19 protein-coding genes are annotated in these 17055 nt (G+C 58.6%); 5 read left to right on the top strand and 14 right to left on the bottom strand.

What is annotated here, in order from left to right; all coding sequences use genetic code 11:
- Positions 1–109: 109 nt before the first annotated feature.
- On the top strand, positions 110–556 hold the full coding sequence (locus JOE56_RS10330; protein WP_204515897.1) for a PGPGW domain-containing protein: 447 nt from the start codon (positions 110–112) through the stop codon (positions 554–556).
- On the opposite strand, the gene JOE56_RS10325 is transcribed toward JOE56_RS10330, so the two are convergent.
- Genes JOE56_RS10325 through hrcA form a run of 9 tightly spaced genes read right to left on the bottom strand, consistent with a single transcriptional unit; the run spans position 509 to position 9068 of the window.
- Positions 509–1468 carry a PPK2 family polyphosphate kinase gene (locus JOE56_RS10325; protein WP_204515896.1) on the bottom strand — a complete coding sequence of 320 codons (960 nt, stop codon included), beginning with the start codon at positions 1466–1468 and terminating at the stop codon, positions 509–511. The genes JOE56_RS10330 and JOE56_RS10325 overlap by 48 nt on opposite strands.
- Complete coding sequence (zapE, locus tag JOE56_RS10320) at positions 1465–2472, bottom strand: cell division protein ZapE (protein WP_204515895.1); 1008 nt, start codon at positions 2470–2472, stop codon at positions 1465–1467. The genes JOE56_RS10325 and zapE overlap by 4 nt, the downstream gene beginning before the upstream one ends.
- 21 nt (positions 2473–2493) lie before the next feature.
- Positions 2494–3429 carry a GTPase Era gene (gene era / locus JOE56_RS10315; RefSeq protein ID WP_102238147.1) on the bottom strand — a complete coding sequence of 312 codons (936 nt, stop codon included), beginning with the start codon at positions 3427–3429 and terminating at the stop codon, positions 2494–2496.
- Positions 3413–4690 (bottom strand): CNNM domain-containing protein, encoded by a 1278-nt coding sequence (locus JOE56_RS10310; RefSeq protein ID WP_204515894.1) that lies wholly within the window; start codon positions 4688–4690, stop codon positions 3413–3415. Before JOE56_RS10310 ends, era begins: the two co-directional genes overlap by 17 nt.
- 3 nt (positions 4691–4693) lie before the next feature.
- Complete coding sequence (gene ybeY / locus JOE56_RS10305; RefSeq protein ID WP_204515893.1) at positions 4694–5173, bottom strand: rRNA maturation RNase YbeY; 480 nt, start codon at positions 5171–5173, stop codon at positions 4694–4696.
- Positions 5170–6108: a PhoH family protein gene (locus tag JOE56_RS10300; protein WP_102238150.1), complete on the bottom strand. Its 939-nt coding sequence runs from the start codon at positions 6106–6108 to the stop codon at positions 5170–5172. The genes ybeY and JOE56_RS10300 overlap by 4 nt, the downstream gene beginning before the upstream one ends.
- Positions 6109–6166: 58 nt before the next feature.
- The gene (locus tag JOE56_RS10295; protein ID WP_204515892.1) at positions 6167–6931 is read right to left on the bottom strand and encodes a 16S rRNA (uracil(1498)-N(3))-methyltransferase; all 765 of its coding nucleotides are present in this window, start codon (positions 6929–6931) and stop codon (positions 6167–6169) included.
- Positions 6928–8034 (bottom strand): molecular chaperone DnaJ, encoded by a 1107-nt coding sequence (dnaJ, locus tag JOE56_RS10290; protein WP_204515891.1) that lies wholly within the window; start codon positions 8032–8034, stop codon positions 6928–6930. The genes JOE56_RS10295 and dnaJ overlap by 4 nt, the downstream gene beginning before the upstream one ends.
- 32 nt (positions 8035–8066) lie before the next feature.
- Entirely contained in the window at positions 8067–9068 is a 1002-nt protein-coding gene (gene hrcA, locus JOE56_RS10285) for a heat-inducible transcriptional repressor HrcA (RefSeq protein ID WP_204515890.1), read from the bottom strand.
- 91 nt (positions 9069–9159) lie between these two features.
- On the opposite strand from hrcA, the gene JOE56_RS10280 reads away from it, so the two are divergent.
- Positions 9160–10002 (top strand): DUF3097 domain-containing protein, encoded by an 843-nt coding sequence (locus tag JOE56_RS10280; RefSeq protein ID WP_204515889.1) that lies wholly within the window; start codon positions 9160–9162, stop codon positions 10000–10002.
- A 111-nt stretch (positions 10003–10113) separates the two neighbouring features.
- Complete coding sequence (locus tag JOE56_RS10275; protein WP_204515888.1) at positions 10114–10800, top strand: DUF4870 domain-containing protein; 687 nt, start codon at positions 10114–10116, stop codon at positions 10798–10800.
- 54 nt (positions 10801–10854) lie between these two features.
- Here JOE56_RS10275 and hemW read toward each other — a convergent pair whose 3' ends face one another.
- On the bottom strand, positions 10855–12063 hold the full coding sequence (gene hemW / locus JOE56_RS10270; RefSeq protein WP_204515887.1) for a radical SAM family heme chaperone HemW: 1209 nt from the start codon (positions 12061–12063) through the stop codon (positions 10855–10857).
- Positions 12064–13920: a translation elongation factor 4 gene (gene lepA, locus JOE56_RS10265; protein ID WP_204515886.1), complete on the bottom strand. Its 1857-nt coding sequence runs from the start codon at positions 13918–13920 to the stop codon at positions 12064–12066. It lies immediately after the preceding gene.
- Positions 13921–14035: 115 nt separating this feature from the next.
- Between lepA and JOE56_RS10260 the strand changes: the two genes are divergently transcribed.
- Complete coding sequence (locus JOE56_RS10260) at positions 14036–14707, top strand: type II toxin-antitoxin system PemK/MazF family toxin (RefSeq protein WP_204515885.1); 672 nt, start codon at positions 14036–14038, stop codon at positions 14705–14707.
- 161 nt (positions 14708–14868) lie between these two features.
- Positions 14869–15129 (top strand): 30S ribosomal protein S20, encoded by a 261-nt coding sequence (gene rpsT / locus JOE56_RS10255; RefSeq protein ID WP_102238159.1) that lies wholly within the window; start codon positions 14869–14871, stop codon positions 15127–15129.
- A gap of 67 nt (positions 15130–15196) precedes the next feature.
- Here the strand turns inward: rpsT and JOE56_RS10250 are convergent, their stop codons facing one another.
- From JOE56_RS10250 to holA, 3 genes are all read right to left on the bottom strand, one after another.
- Positions 15197–15511: a winged helix-turn-helix domain-containing protein gene (locus tag JOE56_RS10250; protein WP_204515884.1), complete on the bottom strand. Its 315-nt coding sequence runs from the start codon at positions 15509–15511 to the stop codon at positions 15197–15199.
- A complete protein-coding gene (locus JOE56_RS10245) occupies positions 15511–15942 on the bottom strand; it encodes a hypothetical protein (RefSeq protein WP_204515883.1) in 432 nt (143 codons plus the stop codon). The genes JOE56_RS10250 and JOE56_RS10245 overlap by 1 nt, the downstream gene beginning before the upstream one ends.
- Before the next feature lie 94 nt (positions 15943–16036).
- The gene (gene holA, locus JOE56_RS10240; protein WP_204515882.1) at positions 16037–17014 is read right to left on the bottom strand and encodes a DNA polymerase III subunit delta; all 978 of its coding nucleotides are present in this window, start codon (positions 17012–17014) and stop codon (positions 16037–16039) included.
- Between the last annotated feature and the right edge of the window lie 41 nt (positions 17015–17055).

Genomic DNA, 17055 nt, shown 5'->3' with positions numbered 1-17055 from the left:
CTATAACGTCTTTTCGCATATGCCAAATCGAATCACTATGACGCGTGTCACGCTTCGATCTTTGACCCCTCACATCGGTCACTCGGACAGCACCGGTACGCTTAATTCCATGCCCGGCACACGCGACGACACACACGAATCACCGTATGAGTCTCGGCCGCGTGCGCACCGCCCTCGCTGGATTCGTACGAGCCATTTGAGCTACTTGCGTTGGAGACGGTCAATTGCTGCCCACCCCACCACGGAAGCGTTCTACAAGTGGACAGTTGGATTGATCGGCGCAATTGTGATTGCTGTGGGGCTCGTTCTAGTGCCGCTCCCCGGGCCGGGATGGTTAATCGTCCTGTTCGGAGTTGCCGTCGTCGCGTCGGAGTTTCATTGGGCACACCGGTTGCTCATGTGGGCGCGAAAAAAGTTGCACGCGTGGACGCTTTTCATCAGACGCTCTCACTGGTCAGTTGGAGCCGCAATCGGGCTCGTCACGTTTCTGTGCGTGACGTTTGCAGTGCTATGCGTCCTGTGGTTCAGCGGGATTGATTTCGCGCGCTTCTTCTAAGCGCGCACGTTCGGTCTCCACATCAAATTCCGGCGGTGGCCACGCCACGTTCATGCCCAGCAAGTGGTGAATCATTATCCGCGTCACTGCCCAGCGCGCGTACCACTTGCGGTCGGCGGGAACCACATACCACGGGGTGTCGTTCGAGTCCGTTTCGTCCATGACATCGGAGAACGCTTGCGAGTAGTCATACCAGCGCAACCTGTCATCGACGTCGCCAGGAGAGTACTTCCACAGTTTGTCTTCGCGACTCAAGCGTTTCGAGAGACGCTCGTACTGCTCTTCTTGGGATACCGTCAGCATGATTTTGACCACGGCTGTTCCCGATTTCACTAAGTCCTGTTCAAACTGGCGGATCTCTTCGTAGCGACCGCGCCACACGGACTCAGGAGCCAGGTTATGCATGCGCACCGCCAGAATGTCTTCGTAGTGGGAGCGATCAAAAACTCCAATTTGGCCGTGCGCCGGGAGCTTCTTCTTGATCCTCCACAGGAAGTGATGTTGCTTTTCTTCTTCGGTTGGAACACCAAATGATGCAATTGACACGCCGTGCGGGCTCAAGACTCCAGCAACGTGGTTGACGATTCCGCCTTTGCCGGCAGTGTCGCGTCCTTGAATGACAATGAGCAAACTGCGCTCATTCCCGGTTTTCGCATTCGCGTACAACCGTTCCTGCAGATCGTTCAAGACCTCGCTGTCGGCGCCTCGGGCCGTTTTCCCTTGGTCTTTGTTTCCGCTGAACCCGGGTTTAGCCGTGGGGTCAACAGAGTCGAAAGACGCGCCGCGTTTCCACCGCAACATTTGGACGAGTTCAGCGGGCGAGGCCTGGTCGACTTCGTCTGCGAGCTTGGGTGAAAGCGCTGGTTCAACACTGTGGGCTGGTTCGACAATGGGTCCGTCGTTGAGCTTCATCGTTCCTCACCTGTTGCCAGAGCGGTCAACCGTGACAAACACCGCATGTACTTCTTGCGGTATCCCCCACCCAGCATGTCTTCGGTAAAAATTTTGTCGAGGCGCACTCCCGAATTGTGGATCGCCACACCGCGGTCGTACATGCGGTCGACAAGAGCAACAAAGCGCAACGCAACATTTTCGTTTTCAATCGTGTGTACGTCTTGCCACGCAACGGCGTCAATGTCGTCTAGGAGCAGGCGGTACCGCGACGGGTGAACGCGTGGCAGGTGCTCCATAAGCTGATCGAACTCGTCACACGCGATCGTGCCTTCGAAGCGCTCGGCTACGGCTTGCAGCTCGTCGTTCGACACAGGCTCGGGAGGGTTAGGAATCCCGCGGTGACGGTAGTCGTCCCCGTCGATGCTCAGCACCTCAAACTGATCGGCCAGGGCTTGGATTTCACGCAAGAAATCTTGTGCGGCGAAGCGCCCTTGCCCCAGAGCTCCCGGCAAGGTGTTGGAGGTGGCAACAATTTTCACACCCGCGTCGGTCAGTTCCCGCATGAGTCGGCTCATCATGACCGTGTCGCCCGGGTCATCGAGTTCAAACTCGTCGACACACACAAGTTTGGATTGCGAGAGATCGGCCGCCGCCTGTTTGAACCCTAAAGCTCCAATGAGGTTGGTGTACTCGACAAAGGTTCCAAACGCGGCCGGTTTTTCTGACCGGTGCCACGCTGAAGCCAAAAGGTGCGTTTTACCCACACCGTAGCCACCGTCCAGGTACAGACCACGGGCCGAGCTTTCCGACTTCCCCAGCATTTTCTTGAAGAAGCTCTTCTTGGTGCTCTTGTCAGTGAATTCCCGCAACGCATCACGCGCTTTGCCCTGTGACGGTTGCGTGGGGTCCGGTTTATAGGACTCAAACGACACGTCTTGAAAGTGTGGTGGTGGAACCAACTGGGCGATCAGTTCGTCGGGGCTGATACTTGGAGAACGATCTACGAGGTGTACTGAAGTCACAATGGCTAAGTCTATCCGTGCCTACGAAAAGTCAAAGCCTAAGCGCCCCAGCGCCTTGGGATCGCGTTGCCAGTCTTTAGCGACCTTGACGTGGAGGCTTAAGAACACGGGAGTTCCCAAGAGCGCTTCAATTCCCTGCCGGGCCTGTGAACCGATCTGTTTGAGCCGAGCACCTTTCCGCCCAATAATGATGGCCTTCTGACTGTCACGTTCCACGTACAGGTTGACGTGTACATCCACAAGAGGCTTGTCCTCTGGCCGGTCTTCTCGTTGAATCATCTCCTCAACTTGAACGGCCAAAGAGTGGGGCAATTCTTCGCGGATTCCCTCTAACGCAGCCTCACGCACGAGCTCAGCAATCAGCACAGACTCAGGCTCGTCAGTGATATCGCCGTCCGGGTACAGAGGCGGGCTTTCCGGCAAGTACTGTGCCAAAACCTGATCCACCGTATCCACTTGGAAGCCGTCGACCGCGGACACTGGAACGACCTCGGCGAAGTCCCCCAACTCATTCACAGCGGTCAGTGCCTCTACCACCTGCCCCTTGGGCACGGTGTCGGTTTTCGTCACGATCGCAACCACGGGGGTCTTGCGCGCGATCATCTCCAGCTGTTCGGCGATGTACCGGTCCCCCGGCCCAATTTTTTCGTTAGCCGGCAGGCAAAAACCAATCACATCAACTTCAGCGAGCGTAGACGCCACCAAGTCGTTGAGGCGGGACCCCAAAAGCGTCCGAGGTCGGTGGAGCCCAGGCGTGTCCACGACGATCAGCTGGTGATCGTCCCGGTGGACAACCCCGCGGATCGTGTGGCGGGTAGTCTGTGGCTTGTTGGACGTAATGGCCACTTTGGTTCCCACAAGCGCATTCGTCAGCGTGGACTTTCCCGTATTGGGACGGCCCACAAAGCATGCGAACCCGGCACGAAACCCACTGGGCACTTCACGAAACAGGCTCATCTGGCTCCTCAATTCTTTTCACAATCACATGGTGGACGCGGTGGCGTCGACCCTGCCCAGGTTCGGCTTCGATACTTAAGCCCGCACATTCTGCGCGCGACCCTTCAATGGGCACTTTGCCAATCAAGGTGGTCAAGAGCCCACCTACCGAGCTCACGTCGTCTTCGTCAATTCGGACGTCGAAGAATTCGGCGAGGTCGTCAATGAGCATGCGTGTATCCACACGGTACACGCCCGGCTCGATTTCGACGATCTCGTCGTCTTCGGAGTCGTATTCGTCGGCGATCTCGCCCACGATTTCTTCCACGATGTCTTCAATCGTGATGATGCCCGCGGTTCCACCGTATTCGTCGATGACAACGGCGACGTGCGTAGCTTCGTGTTGCATTTCGCGCAACAGGTCGGCGACAGGTTTGGTTTCAGGGACGTATGGAACAGTACGGGCGAGCTCCCCCGCATGAGTGTTCGCTTCTTCGGGCGCCTGGTACAGCTTGCGCGACACGTCTTTGAGGTACAGGACCCCAATCATTTCGTCGATGTCGCCGTTCACCACCGGAATGCGACTAAACCCAGAGCGGAAGAACAAGGACAACGACTCACCTAAAGTGTCGGTCGTGTCGATGGTGACCACGTCCGTGCGCGGCACCATGACCTTGTACGTGCGTGTGTCGCTCAAGGTGAAGATGCGTTCGATCATGTCGCGTTCGTCATCTTCGATGATGTTTCCAGCGCTGGCCCGTTCGACCAGGTCGCGGAGCTGTTCTTGTGTCACAAAGGGACCGTCGCGGTACACCCTGTCCGGGGTGAGCATGTTGCCCAGCCAAACCAGGACGCGGGCAAGCGGGCCAAGCATGGTGCGCAGACCGGCCACTGGGCCTGCGAGCGCCAGGGCCACGGGCAGTGACCGGCGTCGACCAATGGTGCGTGGAGATACCCCTGCGATGACGAAGATGGCAACACTTCCGGTCACTGCGGCTGCCAGTAGGCTTTTCCAGTTGGCGCCTAAGACTTCGACATACCCCCACACGATGAACACCACTGCGTTGGCTTCGAAGAGTTGGCGCACAAACGTGATCACGTTGATGTGTGTGGGCAGTTCACGCACGATCTTCAATGCGCGTTCGCCACCGCGCGCACCGTCTTCAGCGGCGTCGTGGATTTCGTGGTGCGATACCACGCTGAAAGCAGAGTCGGCAGCGGCAAGAACCGATGCGAGCAGAACGCACACCACCGCTACCGCGAAATAGATAAAGACGTCCACTGTTTACTCTTCTGTGGGTTCGGGAACGTGTGTGCGACCGGGTTCTATCTGGGCGAACCACATGAGCAGAAGCTTGCGTTGAAGAGCGAACATCTCTTCTTTCTCATCTGGTTCATGGTGGTCGTACCCCAGCAGGTGCAAGATTCCGTGCACCGTGAGCAGGTAAATTTCATCGCTCATGGAATGACCCGCTGCGGTGGCTTGTTCTGTTGCCACCGAAGGGCTGATCACAATGTCACCCAGCACCCCCGGTTCGTCGTGTCCGGGTTTGAGTTCGTCCATGGGAAAGGACATGACATCTGTTGTTCCGGGAAGCCCCATCCACGTGTCGTGGAGTTCGCTCATGACGTCGTCGCTGATAAACCGGATGGACAACTCTACGGCCGGGTGAACGTTCAACGTGTCCAGAGCGAACCGGGCGCACTCGTGAACCCGTTCCAGATCAACCTGATGTTCGGTTTCGTTACCCAGTTCGATACTCATGCCCCACCACCAGACTGCGAGTCATACGCGTCAACGATCTTGCTTACCAGCGGGTGCCTGACAACGTCTTTACTCGTGAGGTTGAAGAAACAGATGTCGTCGACGTCCTTGAGGATGTTGGCCACAATGCGCAGACCGCTGGGGGTCGATCCCGGCAAATCGATCTGGCTGATGTCACCGGTCACCACCATGCGTGATTGGAAGCCCAAACGTGTGAGGAACATCTTCATCTGTTCAGGTGTGGTGTTCTGGGCTTCGTCCAGAATAATGAACGCGTCGTTAAGGGTGCGCCCACGCATGTACGCAAGCGGTGCCACTTCGATAATCCCCGACTCTAATAACCCTTTGATGCGTTCGGGTTCGACCATGTCGTGAAGCGCGTCGTACAACGGGCGCACATACGGGTCGATCTTTTCGTCCAGCGTCCCCGGCAAGAACCCTAGCTTCTCCCCTGCTTCCACGGCCGGGCGCGTCAAAATGATGCGCTTGACGTCACCTCGGCTCAGGGCATTCACCGCCATGGCCATGGCCAAATACGTCTTTCCGGTACCCGCGGGACCAATTCCAAACGTGATGGTGTGCTTACGGATCGCGTTGACGTATTCGTGCTGGCCAAACGTCTTTGGTCGGACCGTGCGCCCGCGGTGTGACACCACGTTGTCCGTAAGTACTTGCGCAGGTTCGGCGTGCTCCATGCCGTGGACTTGCTCAACCGTGCCGGACGTCACCTGCTGCCCTGCAGCCACTAACCGCTTGAGCTGCCCCACGGTTTTGACAACCGCATCGACGTTTTCCTGCGGCCCGCGAATTCTCAGCCCCCGGTCACGCGCCAGAATGTCGACTGAAGGCTCTAGACGTTCGAGCGTTTTGAGATTGGAATCGGCCGGGCCAAGAAGTGCAACGGGGTCAATCGAATCGGGAATGGTCAGCTGCACAGTGGGTGCGGTTTCCAGAGTGTTTCCTTTCGTTGAGCTATCACCAGTCTAGCCCGGGCTACTTCCAACGCCCCAACAACGTCTGCACAATCGCCAGCGCGACAGGACCCGCCGTAGAAGCCCGCAAAATGGTAGGCCCCAAAACAGCCGTCCGGGCGCCCGCCGACACGAGCGCGTCAACCTCGGCAGGCGTGATACCGCCTTCGGGCCCCACGATCACCACGATCTCATCGATGTCCCCCCGGGTAGTGCTCCCCTCCCCGAGGTCGTTCACCGCTTCCGTCAGCCCGCTGGATTCGGTTTCGTCCAGGACGATCACACGTGATGTGGGGGTCACGAGTTGCGTAACAGCGGTTCCCCGAATGAGCTCACCCAGTTCGGGCACGCGGGCCCGCCGGGCCTGCAGCGTGGCGGCGGTGAGGACGTTGGCCCACTTAGCAGCCATCTTGTGAGCCTTTTTGGCCGGCCAGTCTGCAATGCTCCGTTGCGCGGCCCACGGGATCACCGTATCCACGCCTACTTCGGTGGCGGCTTCGATCGCTTGAATGTCCCGGTCGTTCTTGGCTAGGGCTTGCACAAGAACCAGCCGAGGTCGTTGCTGGGGTTCCTCCGTCACGTCCGTGACGCTAAGCGTCAGGGACTCCGAGGTGCCCTCCTGAATTGTCCCCCGGAGGCGCACCCCAGTGCCGTCGATGAGTTCGAGTTCTTCTCCCGCACCCATGCGGCGCACACGCACTGCGTGGCCGGCGACCTCGGGACCCACCGTGATGGTCCCGCTGGCACCCGCCAAGGGTGTCTCCGTGAGAAAAACCGGAAGTGTCACAGGTTAAACCGGTCGCGTAGACGACTGAACGGTCCGCGGTGGGTGTTGCCCAGTTTGACGTCCGGGTTGGTTTCACCGCGCATGGTGGCGAGCTGTTCCAGAAGTTCGCGCTGTTTCGCATCGAGCTTGGACGGCACTTCAACGTTGATGGTCACCAGCAGGTCACCGCGGGACGAGCGACGCAGCCGCCCCACGCCCAAACCAGCCAGGGTCTCGGTGGTTCCCACCTGCGTTCCCGGCGCGATTTCAAGTTCGCGTTCACCGTCAAACGTCTCAAGACTAATGGTGGTTCCCAGGGCTGCTGCGGTCATCGGAATCGTGACCGTGGCACGCAGGTCGTCGCCGTCGCGGGTAAAGACGGGGTGTTCGCGGATGGCCACTTCGAGGTGCAGGTCGCCAGCGGGACCCCCACCGGGTCCTACTTCACCGCGACCGGACAGCAGAATGCGGGTTCCGTCCTTCACACCGGCTGGGATCTTGACCGACAAGGTCTCTTCGGCACGCACGCGACCGTCGCCGTTACATGACTGGCATGGGTCGGCGATGATGGTTCCGTAACCACCACAGTTGTTACATGGCTGGTTGGTGACCATCTGCCCCATGAGCGTGCGGGTCATCCGCTGCACGGAACCTTGTCCGTTACACAGCGAACAGGTCTGTGGCGAAGTCCCGGGGCGGGTTCCGTCTCCGTGGCACGTGTCGCACAGTTTGGCGGTCACTACCGAAACGTCTTCCGTTCCACCGAACACTGCGGTCTTCAAGTCGATCGACACGCCCACCAGCGCATCGCGACCTGGGCGTTTGCGCGACGCCGGCCCTGGCTGGGCACCGGCCCCACCGCCAAAGAATGCGTCGAACAGGTCCGAGAAGCCACCGAACCCCGACGCTCCCGGCTGGCCGTATTCGCCACCACCGGCGTCGTAGTTGCGTCGCTTCTGCGGGTCAGACAGGACTTCATAGGCAACCGATACCGCTTTGAACTCGTCGTCGTGGCCGGGGTTGACGTCCGGGTGGTACTTACGTGCGAGCTTGCGGTAGGCCTTCTTAATTTCCTCAGCACTCGCGTCGCGGGCAACACCCAGGGTTTCGTAGTGATCGCTCACGTGTGTCCTCATCTAGTTGTGGGTTGAAAAATCTACTTGTCCAAAATGACCGTAATGTAGCGCGAAACCGCGCGCACGGCCGCAATCGTGGTGGGATAGTCCATGCGGGTGGGTCCCAGCACGGCCAGGGAGGCGCGGGAATCCTCAGTTCCGTAGTTGCTTGCAATGACCGAGGTGGTTGCCAGGGACTCCGGGTTTTCGTGCCCAATGCTCACACTGACTCCATCGGCACTCATGTGGGCGAGGAGCTTGAGCAGAACCACCTGTTCTTCGAACGCCTCAAGGAGCGGGGCTACGTGTTCGTAGATCCCGCCCGAGGAGCGTGCCAGGTTGGCCGTTCCCGCCATCACCAACCGCTCTTGCCTGCGTCCCGAGGCCAACTCGGCAACGACCTCGGCGACGGTTGCCGCAGGGGCAGCCAGCGTTGCGGGGACGTCCAGAACCCGCAGGGCTGGTGCCACATCGTCGAGCGCCCGCCCGTCCAACACGCTGTTAAACAGGGTGCGCAAGGTGCCCAGTTCAAACTCGTCGATGCCCGTGCGCATCTCCACGATGCGCTGATCCACCTGACCGGAGTCGGTGATGAAAACGACCAGCAGGCGGTTGGCACCTAAGTCCACGAGCTCGAGGTGTCGAAACTTTTCGCGCGAACGCACCGGATACTGGATGACAGCGACCTGCGAAGTAAGGTCGGCCAACAAGCGCACGGTGCGCTCCAGCATGTCTTCAATGTCGACGGGGTGGGACAGAATCCGCGAGATCGCACGACGCTCAGCAACCGAAAGTGGCTTGATTTCGTCAATCGTGTCAACGAACTTGCGGTAGCCCTTGTCTGTGGGAATGCGGCCGGCAGACGTGTGCGGTTGAGCGATGAGACCCTGTGCCTCTAACGCGGCCATGTCGTTGCGAATCGTGGCGGGTGAAACACCCAAGCTGTGGCGCTCCACCAGCGCTTTGGAGCCCACGGGTTCCTTGGTCGCAACGTAGTCTTCGACGATTGCGCGCAAGACACGACTTCGCCGATCGTCGTTCACGAATCCCCCTCCACTGGCACTCTAGGTCGTCGAGTGCCAATTCTACGCCGGGGTGACAGCGGAACCAAACGCCCTCTAGGGTAATGGGGTGATGAACTACGGATCAGACGTGTTATCCGGCGGGCCACGATCCCACCGGCGCCCTACCTCTCGGAAAGTCCCGGCTCAACGTGGCCTGGTCGTTGAAGAAGTGAGCACCGGGTTCGTTGGCGCAATTCTGGGAATCGAAAAAGCCCCCGGCGGATTCGCAGTACGGCTCGAAGACCGCAACGGTCACGTGCAAAGCTTCCCGCTGGGCCCAGGATTCTGGATCGACGGCAAACCAGTCGAACTCACCCGCCCCACGGCCACTGCACCTACCCGCCCGCAGCGAACCGCCTCGGGGTCCGTAGCCGTTCCCGGCGCCCGCGCCCGCGTGGCACGCGGCTCCCGTATCTGGGTCGAAGGAAAACACGACGCACAACTCGTCGAGAAAATCTGGGGCGACGACCTGCGTATCGAAGGCGTGGTCGTCGAAGAACTGGGCGGGCTGGACGACCTCGAAGAGAAACTGGCACAGTTCCAACCCGACTCTTCGCATCGCGTGGGCGTTCTGGCCGACCACATCGTGTCTGGGTCAAAGGAAACCCGCATCGCTCAACGCGTGCAGGAACGGTTTGGTCCGGTCGTTCACGTGATTGGGCACTCATTCATCGACATTTGGCAAGCCGTGAAACCACAGTGCGTGGGCATTCAGGAATGGCCTACCGTGCCACGCGGGGAGGACTGGAAAACAGGCGTGTGCCGCAGGCTGGGGTGGCCCCACACCGAACCAGGCGACACTGGGCGCGCGTGGGCGCATATCCTGTCGCGCGTCAACACGATCGCCGACCTGGACCACTCACTGTCGGGTCGAGTTGAAGAACTCATCGACTTTGTCACCGTTGACCCTTGAGCAGTAGGGGATTCATTACACACATAGCAGGATTCCCTTACGGCTTTCTTCACATTCGTGCACATAAAGTAGATACTGAGACAGAGAACGTTTTCATCCTCTAGGAGAAAAATGACGAATCCCCACGGATCTGACGGCCCACCGAGCTTCGGTTCGAACCCAACAGGAGGTTTCGGGTCATCGCCTGCCTCCAACAACCCCAACGCCGAGGCTCCGGAAGCCCCTAAGGCTCCTGAAGCTCCCAAGTCGGCAGACGCTCCTGCGAATGGCGACGCGTACGGCGAGCCAAAACAGCAGCCAAAGTACGAACAGCCCAAATACGAGAGCGCGAACCAGAGTGCGCCGCAGTACGGAAACACTGGGCAGAGCCAGCCATACGGGAACACCGAGCAGGGTCAGCCATACCCACAGGCTCAGCCTGCGGATGCCGAGCTACCCGAAAACGCATACGGACCAGGATCCGAATCCTACTGGAACTCCAGCAATGACGACCGCACCATGGGACTCCTAGTACACATCTTGGGAATCCTCACCTGCGTAGTCGGACCTGCAATCCTGTACGTGATCAAGAAGGACGAATCACCGTTTGTGCGTCACCACGCAGCGCAGTCCCTCAACTTCCAAATCACGGTGTTGCTCGCGCACTTCGTCGCTGGAATTTTGTCGTTCATCGCAATTGGAGGGTTCCTCACACCGCTGATCTTCATTGGCTCACTGGTCTTTGAACTGCTGGCACTTCTGAAAGCCAAGGACGGCCAGGGCTACAAGATTCCTGTAGCCATCCCGATCTTCAAGTAAGCAATAGGTATTGCAGATTCAGCGCCTGTACACCGTTTAGGGTGTACAGGCGCTTTACGTATCTAACGTCTCTACGAGTTCACGCACCATGTAATCAACCATGAGGCGACCGGAAAGCGTGGGCGAAAAATAGGTGCTGTCATCGTGCAAGTACCCCATGCGCACGAACCGTTCAATGAGGCTGTGAGCATCGTGCGGTAAGGAGTCGAGCGTCAGACCGTCGCGCACACGCGCTAACAGCAGAATCCTTTCGACTTCCCGGGTAGGAGCGTCTAACACTTCTCGGCCAACTGCTGGGGAATGCCCGTGTGCCAGCCGGCCTGCCCATGCACGGGGGTGTTTTGCGTTCCAAAAGCGAACGCCGCCGATGTGTGAGTGGGCGCCTGGCCCAAAACCCCACCAGTCGTCGCCTGTCCAATAACTCATGTTGTGTTCGCAACGAGTGTCGACGGTTCGCGACCAGTTGGAGACCTCGTACCAGTTCAGCCCGGCCGAGGTAAACGCGGAATTGGCCCATTCGTATTTATCAGCCAAGTCGTCCTCATCGGGCATCGGTAGCTCGCCTCGCCTGACCTGAGCACCCATTTTGGTTCCCGGCTCAACGATCAGGGAGTACGCCGAAATATGGTCGGGCTCGCACCCGAGTGCGACGTCGACGCTACGTTTCCAATCGTCTAACGACTCCCCCGGTGTGCCATAAATGAGGTCCAGGCTCACTTGCAGGCCGGCGTCCTTGACCCAAGCGACGACCTCGGGAATGCGGTCCGGGTCATGCGTCCGATCCAAGGTCTGTAACACGTGCCCTACTGCCGACTGCATACCCACCGACACACGCGTGAACCCAGAACGAGCCAACTCACCCACATACTCCGGACTCAAGGTATCGGGGTTCGCCTCGGTCGTCACCTCGGCGCCGGTTACCACCCCGAACACCGATTTCAGGCGCGACAGCACGCTCCCTAGAACGGACGCGGGCAACAACGTGGGGGTACCTCCGCCAAAGAACACCGTATTCAACGCGCGCGGTTCACCCAATACTCGGGTCGCCAGGTCGATCTCGGAAGCAATCTGGTCCGGGTAGTCCTCGCGGTTGGCCCCTTCTCCAAGCTCGGTTGCCGTGTACGTGTTGAAATCGCAGTACCCGCACCGCACTCGGCAATACGGGACGTGAACGTACGCCGCTAACGTTCCAGATGAGTCGAGCGCCGAGTCAGGCAACGAACCGTCGAGCGGTGGAACGTCGCCCTGGGGTTGTGCAGGCACTTAGTTCTTCTTTTCAGCTTTGGAGTCGTCAGAGCTCAAAGCCGCGATGAACGCTTCCTGTGGCACCTCAACCGAGCCCACCATCTTCATGCGCTTCTTACCCTCTTTTTGCTTCTCCAGAAGCTTGCGTTTACGGCTGATGTCACCGCCGTAACACTTGGATAGAACGTCCTTGCGAATCGCACGGATCGTCTCACGCGCAATAATGCGCGATCCGACTGCCGCCTGGATGGGCACTTCGAACTGCTGGCGCGGGATCAAGTCCTTAAGCTTGGAAGCCATGAGCACACCGTAGTTGTACGCCTTGTCCTTGTGGACGATCGCCGAGAATGCGTCCACTTTGTCACCGTGAAGCAGAATGTCCACCTTCACCAGTGCCGATGCCTGTTCGCCGTCGTTGTCATAGTCGAGGGACGCGTACCCCTTGGTGCGGGACTTCAACGAGTCAAAGAAGTCGAACACGATTTCCGCGAGTGGCATGCGGTAGCGAATCTCTACGCGGTCCTCAGACAGGTAATCCATTCCCTGCATCTGCCCACGCTTGGTCTGGCACAGCTCCATGACCGCACCCACAAACTCCGAGGGGGTGAGGATCGTGGCTCGCACCATGGGCTCAAGGACCTCTTTAATCTTCCCTTCCGGGTACTCGCTGGGGTTGGTCACGGTGTGCTGTGAACCGTCCTCCATGGTCACGCCGTACACCACCGAAGGGGCAGTCGAGATGAGGTCGAGGTCGAATTCGCGTTCTAGACGTTCGCGAACGATTTCCAGGTGCAGAAGGCCCAAGAATCCGCAACGGAAACCAAAGCCCAAAGCTGCCGAGGTTTCCGGCTCGTAGGTCAACGCGGCGTCGTTGAGTTTAAGCTTGTCGAGTGCTTCACGCAGATTGGGGTAATCCGATCCGTCAATGGGGAACAGACCGGAAAACACCATGGGTTTAGGGTCACGGTAACCAGCGAGCGGCTCGTCAGCAGGTTTGCGCGCAGACGTCACGGTGTCACCCACCTTGGACTGACGCACATCCTTCACACCCGTGATGATGTACCCCACTTCACCCACACCGAGCCCGTTAGAGGCCACGGGTTCAGGGCTCGACACCCCAATCTCGAGGACTTCGTGGGTTGCGTGCGTGGAGATCATTTCGATCTTTTCGCGTGGTTCGAGCTTTCCGTCCACCACACGCACATAGGTCACGACACCTCGGTAGGTGTCGTAGACCGAGTCGAAAATCATGGCGCGCGCAGGAGCGTCCTTTTCGCCAACAGGCTCGGGTATGTCCTGCACAATCCGGTCGAGGACCGCTTCAACACCTTCGCCGGTCTTACCGGAGACACGCAGACAGTCCTCTGGTTCGCAGCCGATGAGGTTCGCGAGTTCTTGCGCGTACTTGTCGGGGTTTGCGGCAGGCAGGTCAATTTTGTTCAGTACCGGGATAATGGTGAGGTCGTTCTCAATTGCCAAGTACAGGTTGGCCAGTGTTTGCGCTTCGATACCCTGCGCCGAGTCCACCAACAGGAGCGCGCCTTCACATGCGGCCAGTGAACGCGACACTTCGTATGTGAAGTCCACGTGGCCGGGTGTGTCGATCATGTTGAGCGCATACGGGGTTCCGTCGACTTCCCACTGCATACGCACGGCCTGGCTCTTAATCGTGATACCGCGTTCCCGCTCAATGTCCATGCGGTCCAGGTACTGGGCGCGCATGTCACGCGGTTCAACAGCACCCGTGATCTGTAGCATCCGGTCAGCAAGTGTTGATTTGCCGTGGTCGATGTGGGCGATGATGCAAAAGTTGCGCAACTGCTCCGGCGCGGTCGAGGCAACCGTAATTGATCGTGAATCGCTCACCTTGGGCATGCAAAACGTCCTTTTCTTTACAGCGAAAACATCCACCTGACGAAAGTGGACCAATTACTCATTGTCTCATGTCCATCAACTGCGAAGAAACCGGTGGCCTAGTAGGCTTGAAGCCATGGACTTCAAGTCATTCGCCCGGCGACACGTGCAGTCAAGCATTCGAACAGGTATTAGGTTTGCAGCTCGGCAACTGAGCGACCCTAAGAACTCCGATCTCCTCAGCGATCTGCTAGGGCAAAAGTCCGATCCACCCAAACAGGAACAGCCACCGGCTCCCGAGCGTAAGCCGGCAACCACCTCGGGCCGCAAGAGCGGAGACTACACTGCCAGCCGCAAGGCAAAGCGTGACCGCCCCAAACAACGCTTCCCAAAACAGCCCGACGGCGGATACCCCGGCGACTACACGGGCTCCATCAAACCCCTCTACTCGCCCGACCTCGACGGCGACGCCGACCCAGGGGAAATCGTGTGGGGCTGGGTGCCGTACGAAGAGGACCACAAGAAGGGTAAAGACCGCCCCGTGCTCATTATTGGGCGCGACAACAAATGGCTCCTGGGGCTCATGCTCACCAGCAAAGACAACATACCCGGCGGCGTTGGTGAAGTGCGCGAATCCGAACACGGCAGTCGCTACATCAACGTGGGCACTGGCGATTGGGACAAGCAGAAGCGACCCTCTGAAATACGGTTAGATCGCGTCATTCGCATTGACGCCCGCGATGTCCGACGCGAAGGTGCCATCATGCCCATGAGCATGTTTTCGCGTGTCGTTGATGCCGTGGAGTAAATAGTGTAAAGTTTCACGCTGTGTGTTCACCAGGGCGTGTGTCTCGCCCAGGTCGGGTGTTCACACGCTTGAGCCGTTAGTGAACTCTGTGTTTCCCCGCAGTTTTCAAGCCGGTTCAAGAGCCCTCACGACCATGAACGTTTCGACAGAAGAGTGTTGAATTGGCAAACATTAAGTCTCAGATCAAGCGCAACCGCACCAACGAAAAGGCTCGTTTGCGCAACGTAGCAGTGCGTTCGGAAGTGAAGTCCGCGATCCGCAAGGTCCGCGAACAGATCGAAGCCGGAAACGCTGAAGAAGCACAGGCTGCTTTCGCTGCTGCTACCCGCAAGCTGGACAAGGCAGTTTCCAAGGGTGTCCTGCACAAGCGGAACGCTGCTAACCGCAAGTCGAAGCTGGCTCAGAAGGTCAACGCTCTCTAAGAGCTCCCTTCTCAGCACAGACGAAAATGTGGCCCGGCCTTGAGTCCGGGCCACATTTTGTTTCACCCTATTCACCCTGATCGAATGACATGCCGGCGATTTCCTTAAGCCCTTGCATGTGCGCTTCGAACACCTCGCGACCCTTTTTGCTCAGCGACAGACTGGTCTTTGGCTTCTTTCCCACGAAGCCCTTCTTGACGTTCACCAGACCCTCTTTCTCGAGTGCAGTGATGTGCTTTGACAGGGTCGAGTCGGTGACGGACAGTTGCTCTTTGACCGTTTGAAAGTCCGACCTCACGCATCCTTCCAAGCCTGCGACCAAAGCGAGGCGCGTGGGGTTGGACAGCAGCGGCGACAACTGTTCAAGTGCGTGCGTCGTCATTACTTACCTCGTTTCATCAGCGCCAGCATTCCTACTGTTGTGGCGACCAGCGAAACTGCAGCTCCGATATACAAGACGACCGGAGGTGCACCCGCACCCCAACCGATGATTCCTGCCAGGAATCCCAGCAGCTGACCACCAAAGACCGAGAAGAAGATAGGCGAATCAGTCTTTGACCACGACCGGGCGCGCGTGTACACGGTGAACCCGGGGATCATAAACGCCATTGCGAAGATGAACCCGATGACTGGGAATCCTTCGCTCACAGCCACCAAGAGTGGAATCATGGCCGCTGTTGCTCCAGTAGAAATCAACAGCCCAGCAAGTGGCAGGTTGTTGGCGGAGTCGAATGATTTGCGCGCCTTGCCCGCAACATTGAGGGCTTCAATCGCTTGTTCTGCGTTAACGTTTTCCGGGTTTACATGTGCCATGGGGTTCTCCTTGTGTGATCCAACCATCAGGCTGTTGTGGAATGTGCTTTCACACTATCCACTACTTTCCACTTTGGCAAGTACTTTCCGGAAACTACTTTTGGTTTGCGTATTCGGCTACACCCAGGATGAGTCGCTCGACTGCGTATTCGGGGTCGCGTCCCCCGCCTTTGACCGCGTGGTCGGCCCATGCAGTGAGCATGAGCGCATCACCTAGTGCTTCTGGACTCCAGTAACGGAGTTCGCGCCTGGCCTTGTCGATCTGCCACGGTGCCATCTTGAGCTCCCCGGCCAGTTGACCTGCACTCCCCCGCATTCCACTGACTTTGGCCAGCTGACGCAGTTTCATGGCAACCGTGGCCACCAAAGGAACAGGGTCCGTTCCGGTTTCCAACGCATGTCGCAACAGGCCCAGGGCTTCAGCGCGTTTCCCGGCAACCGCCGCATCGGCAACCTTGAAACCAGACGCCTCGATTCGCCCCGCGTAGTAGCGTTCCACGGTTGCGCGGTCAATCGTACCTTCGGTGTCCGTGAGGAGCTGTTCAATTCCTGCCGCCAGCTCGCTGACATCTGCCGACAGCGCCGACATGAGCGACGCAAACGCGTCTGGCTCGATCGACCGTCCTGCGCGCTTAAACTCGCCGTTGGCGAAGTCGCTTTTCTGAGCATCGGTTTTCAGTGGCGACGCGTCATACGTGGGCGCACCTTGCGCGGCGAGCGCTTTCAGAAGCTTCGCCCCACGGTTGCCGCCCCCGTGAAGAAAAACCACCACGGCGTCGGGGTTGGCGTCGCCTGCATATGACAAAGCGTCGGCCAGGAAGTCGTCACTCATCGACTCAAGCGAGTCCACAACAACGTACTTCTGGGCAGAAAACAGGCTGGCCATACACGCTTGCAGAAGTGACCCGGGCTCATAGTGCGACGCGTCCAAGCGCACTCGCTCGACATCGGGATCCACCTTGGCGCTGATGCGTTCCAGCGTTTTCCGCACTAAAACAGCTTCAGACCCCGACACCACGGCAAGCGGTGTGGGTTTCGCCTTGAGCCAGCTCACCAGATTCTTTTTCGCCACGCTCCTACCCTACCGAGTCTGTGTGCCTCACAACGTCCATA

The sequence above is a fragment of the Brevibacterium paucivorans genome (genome assembly GCF_016907735.1).
In the GTDB taxonomy this organism is placed as follows: domain Bacteria; phylum Actinomycetota; class Actinomycetes; order Actinomycetales; family Brevibacteriaceae; genus Brevibacterium; species Brevibacterium paucivorans.
Note: the sequence above shows the minus strand (reverse complement) of the source record. Positions and strands in the feature narration are given on the sequence as shown.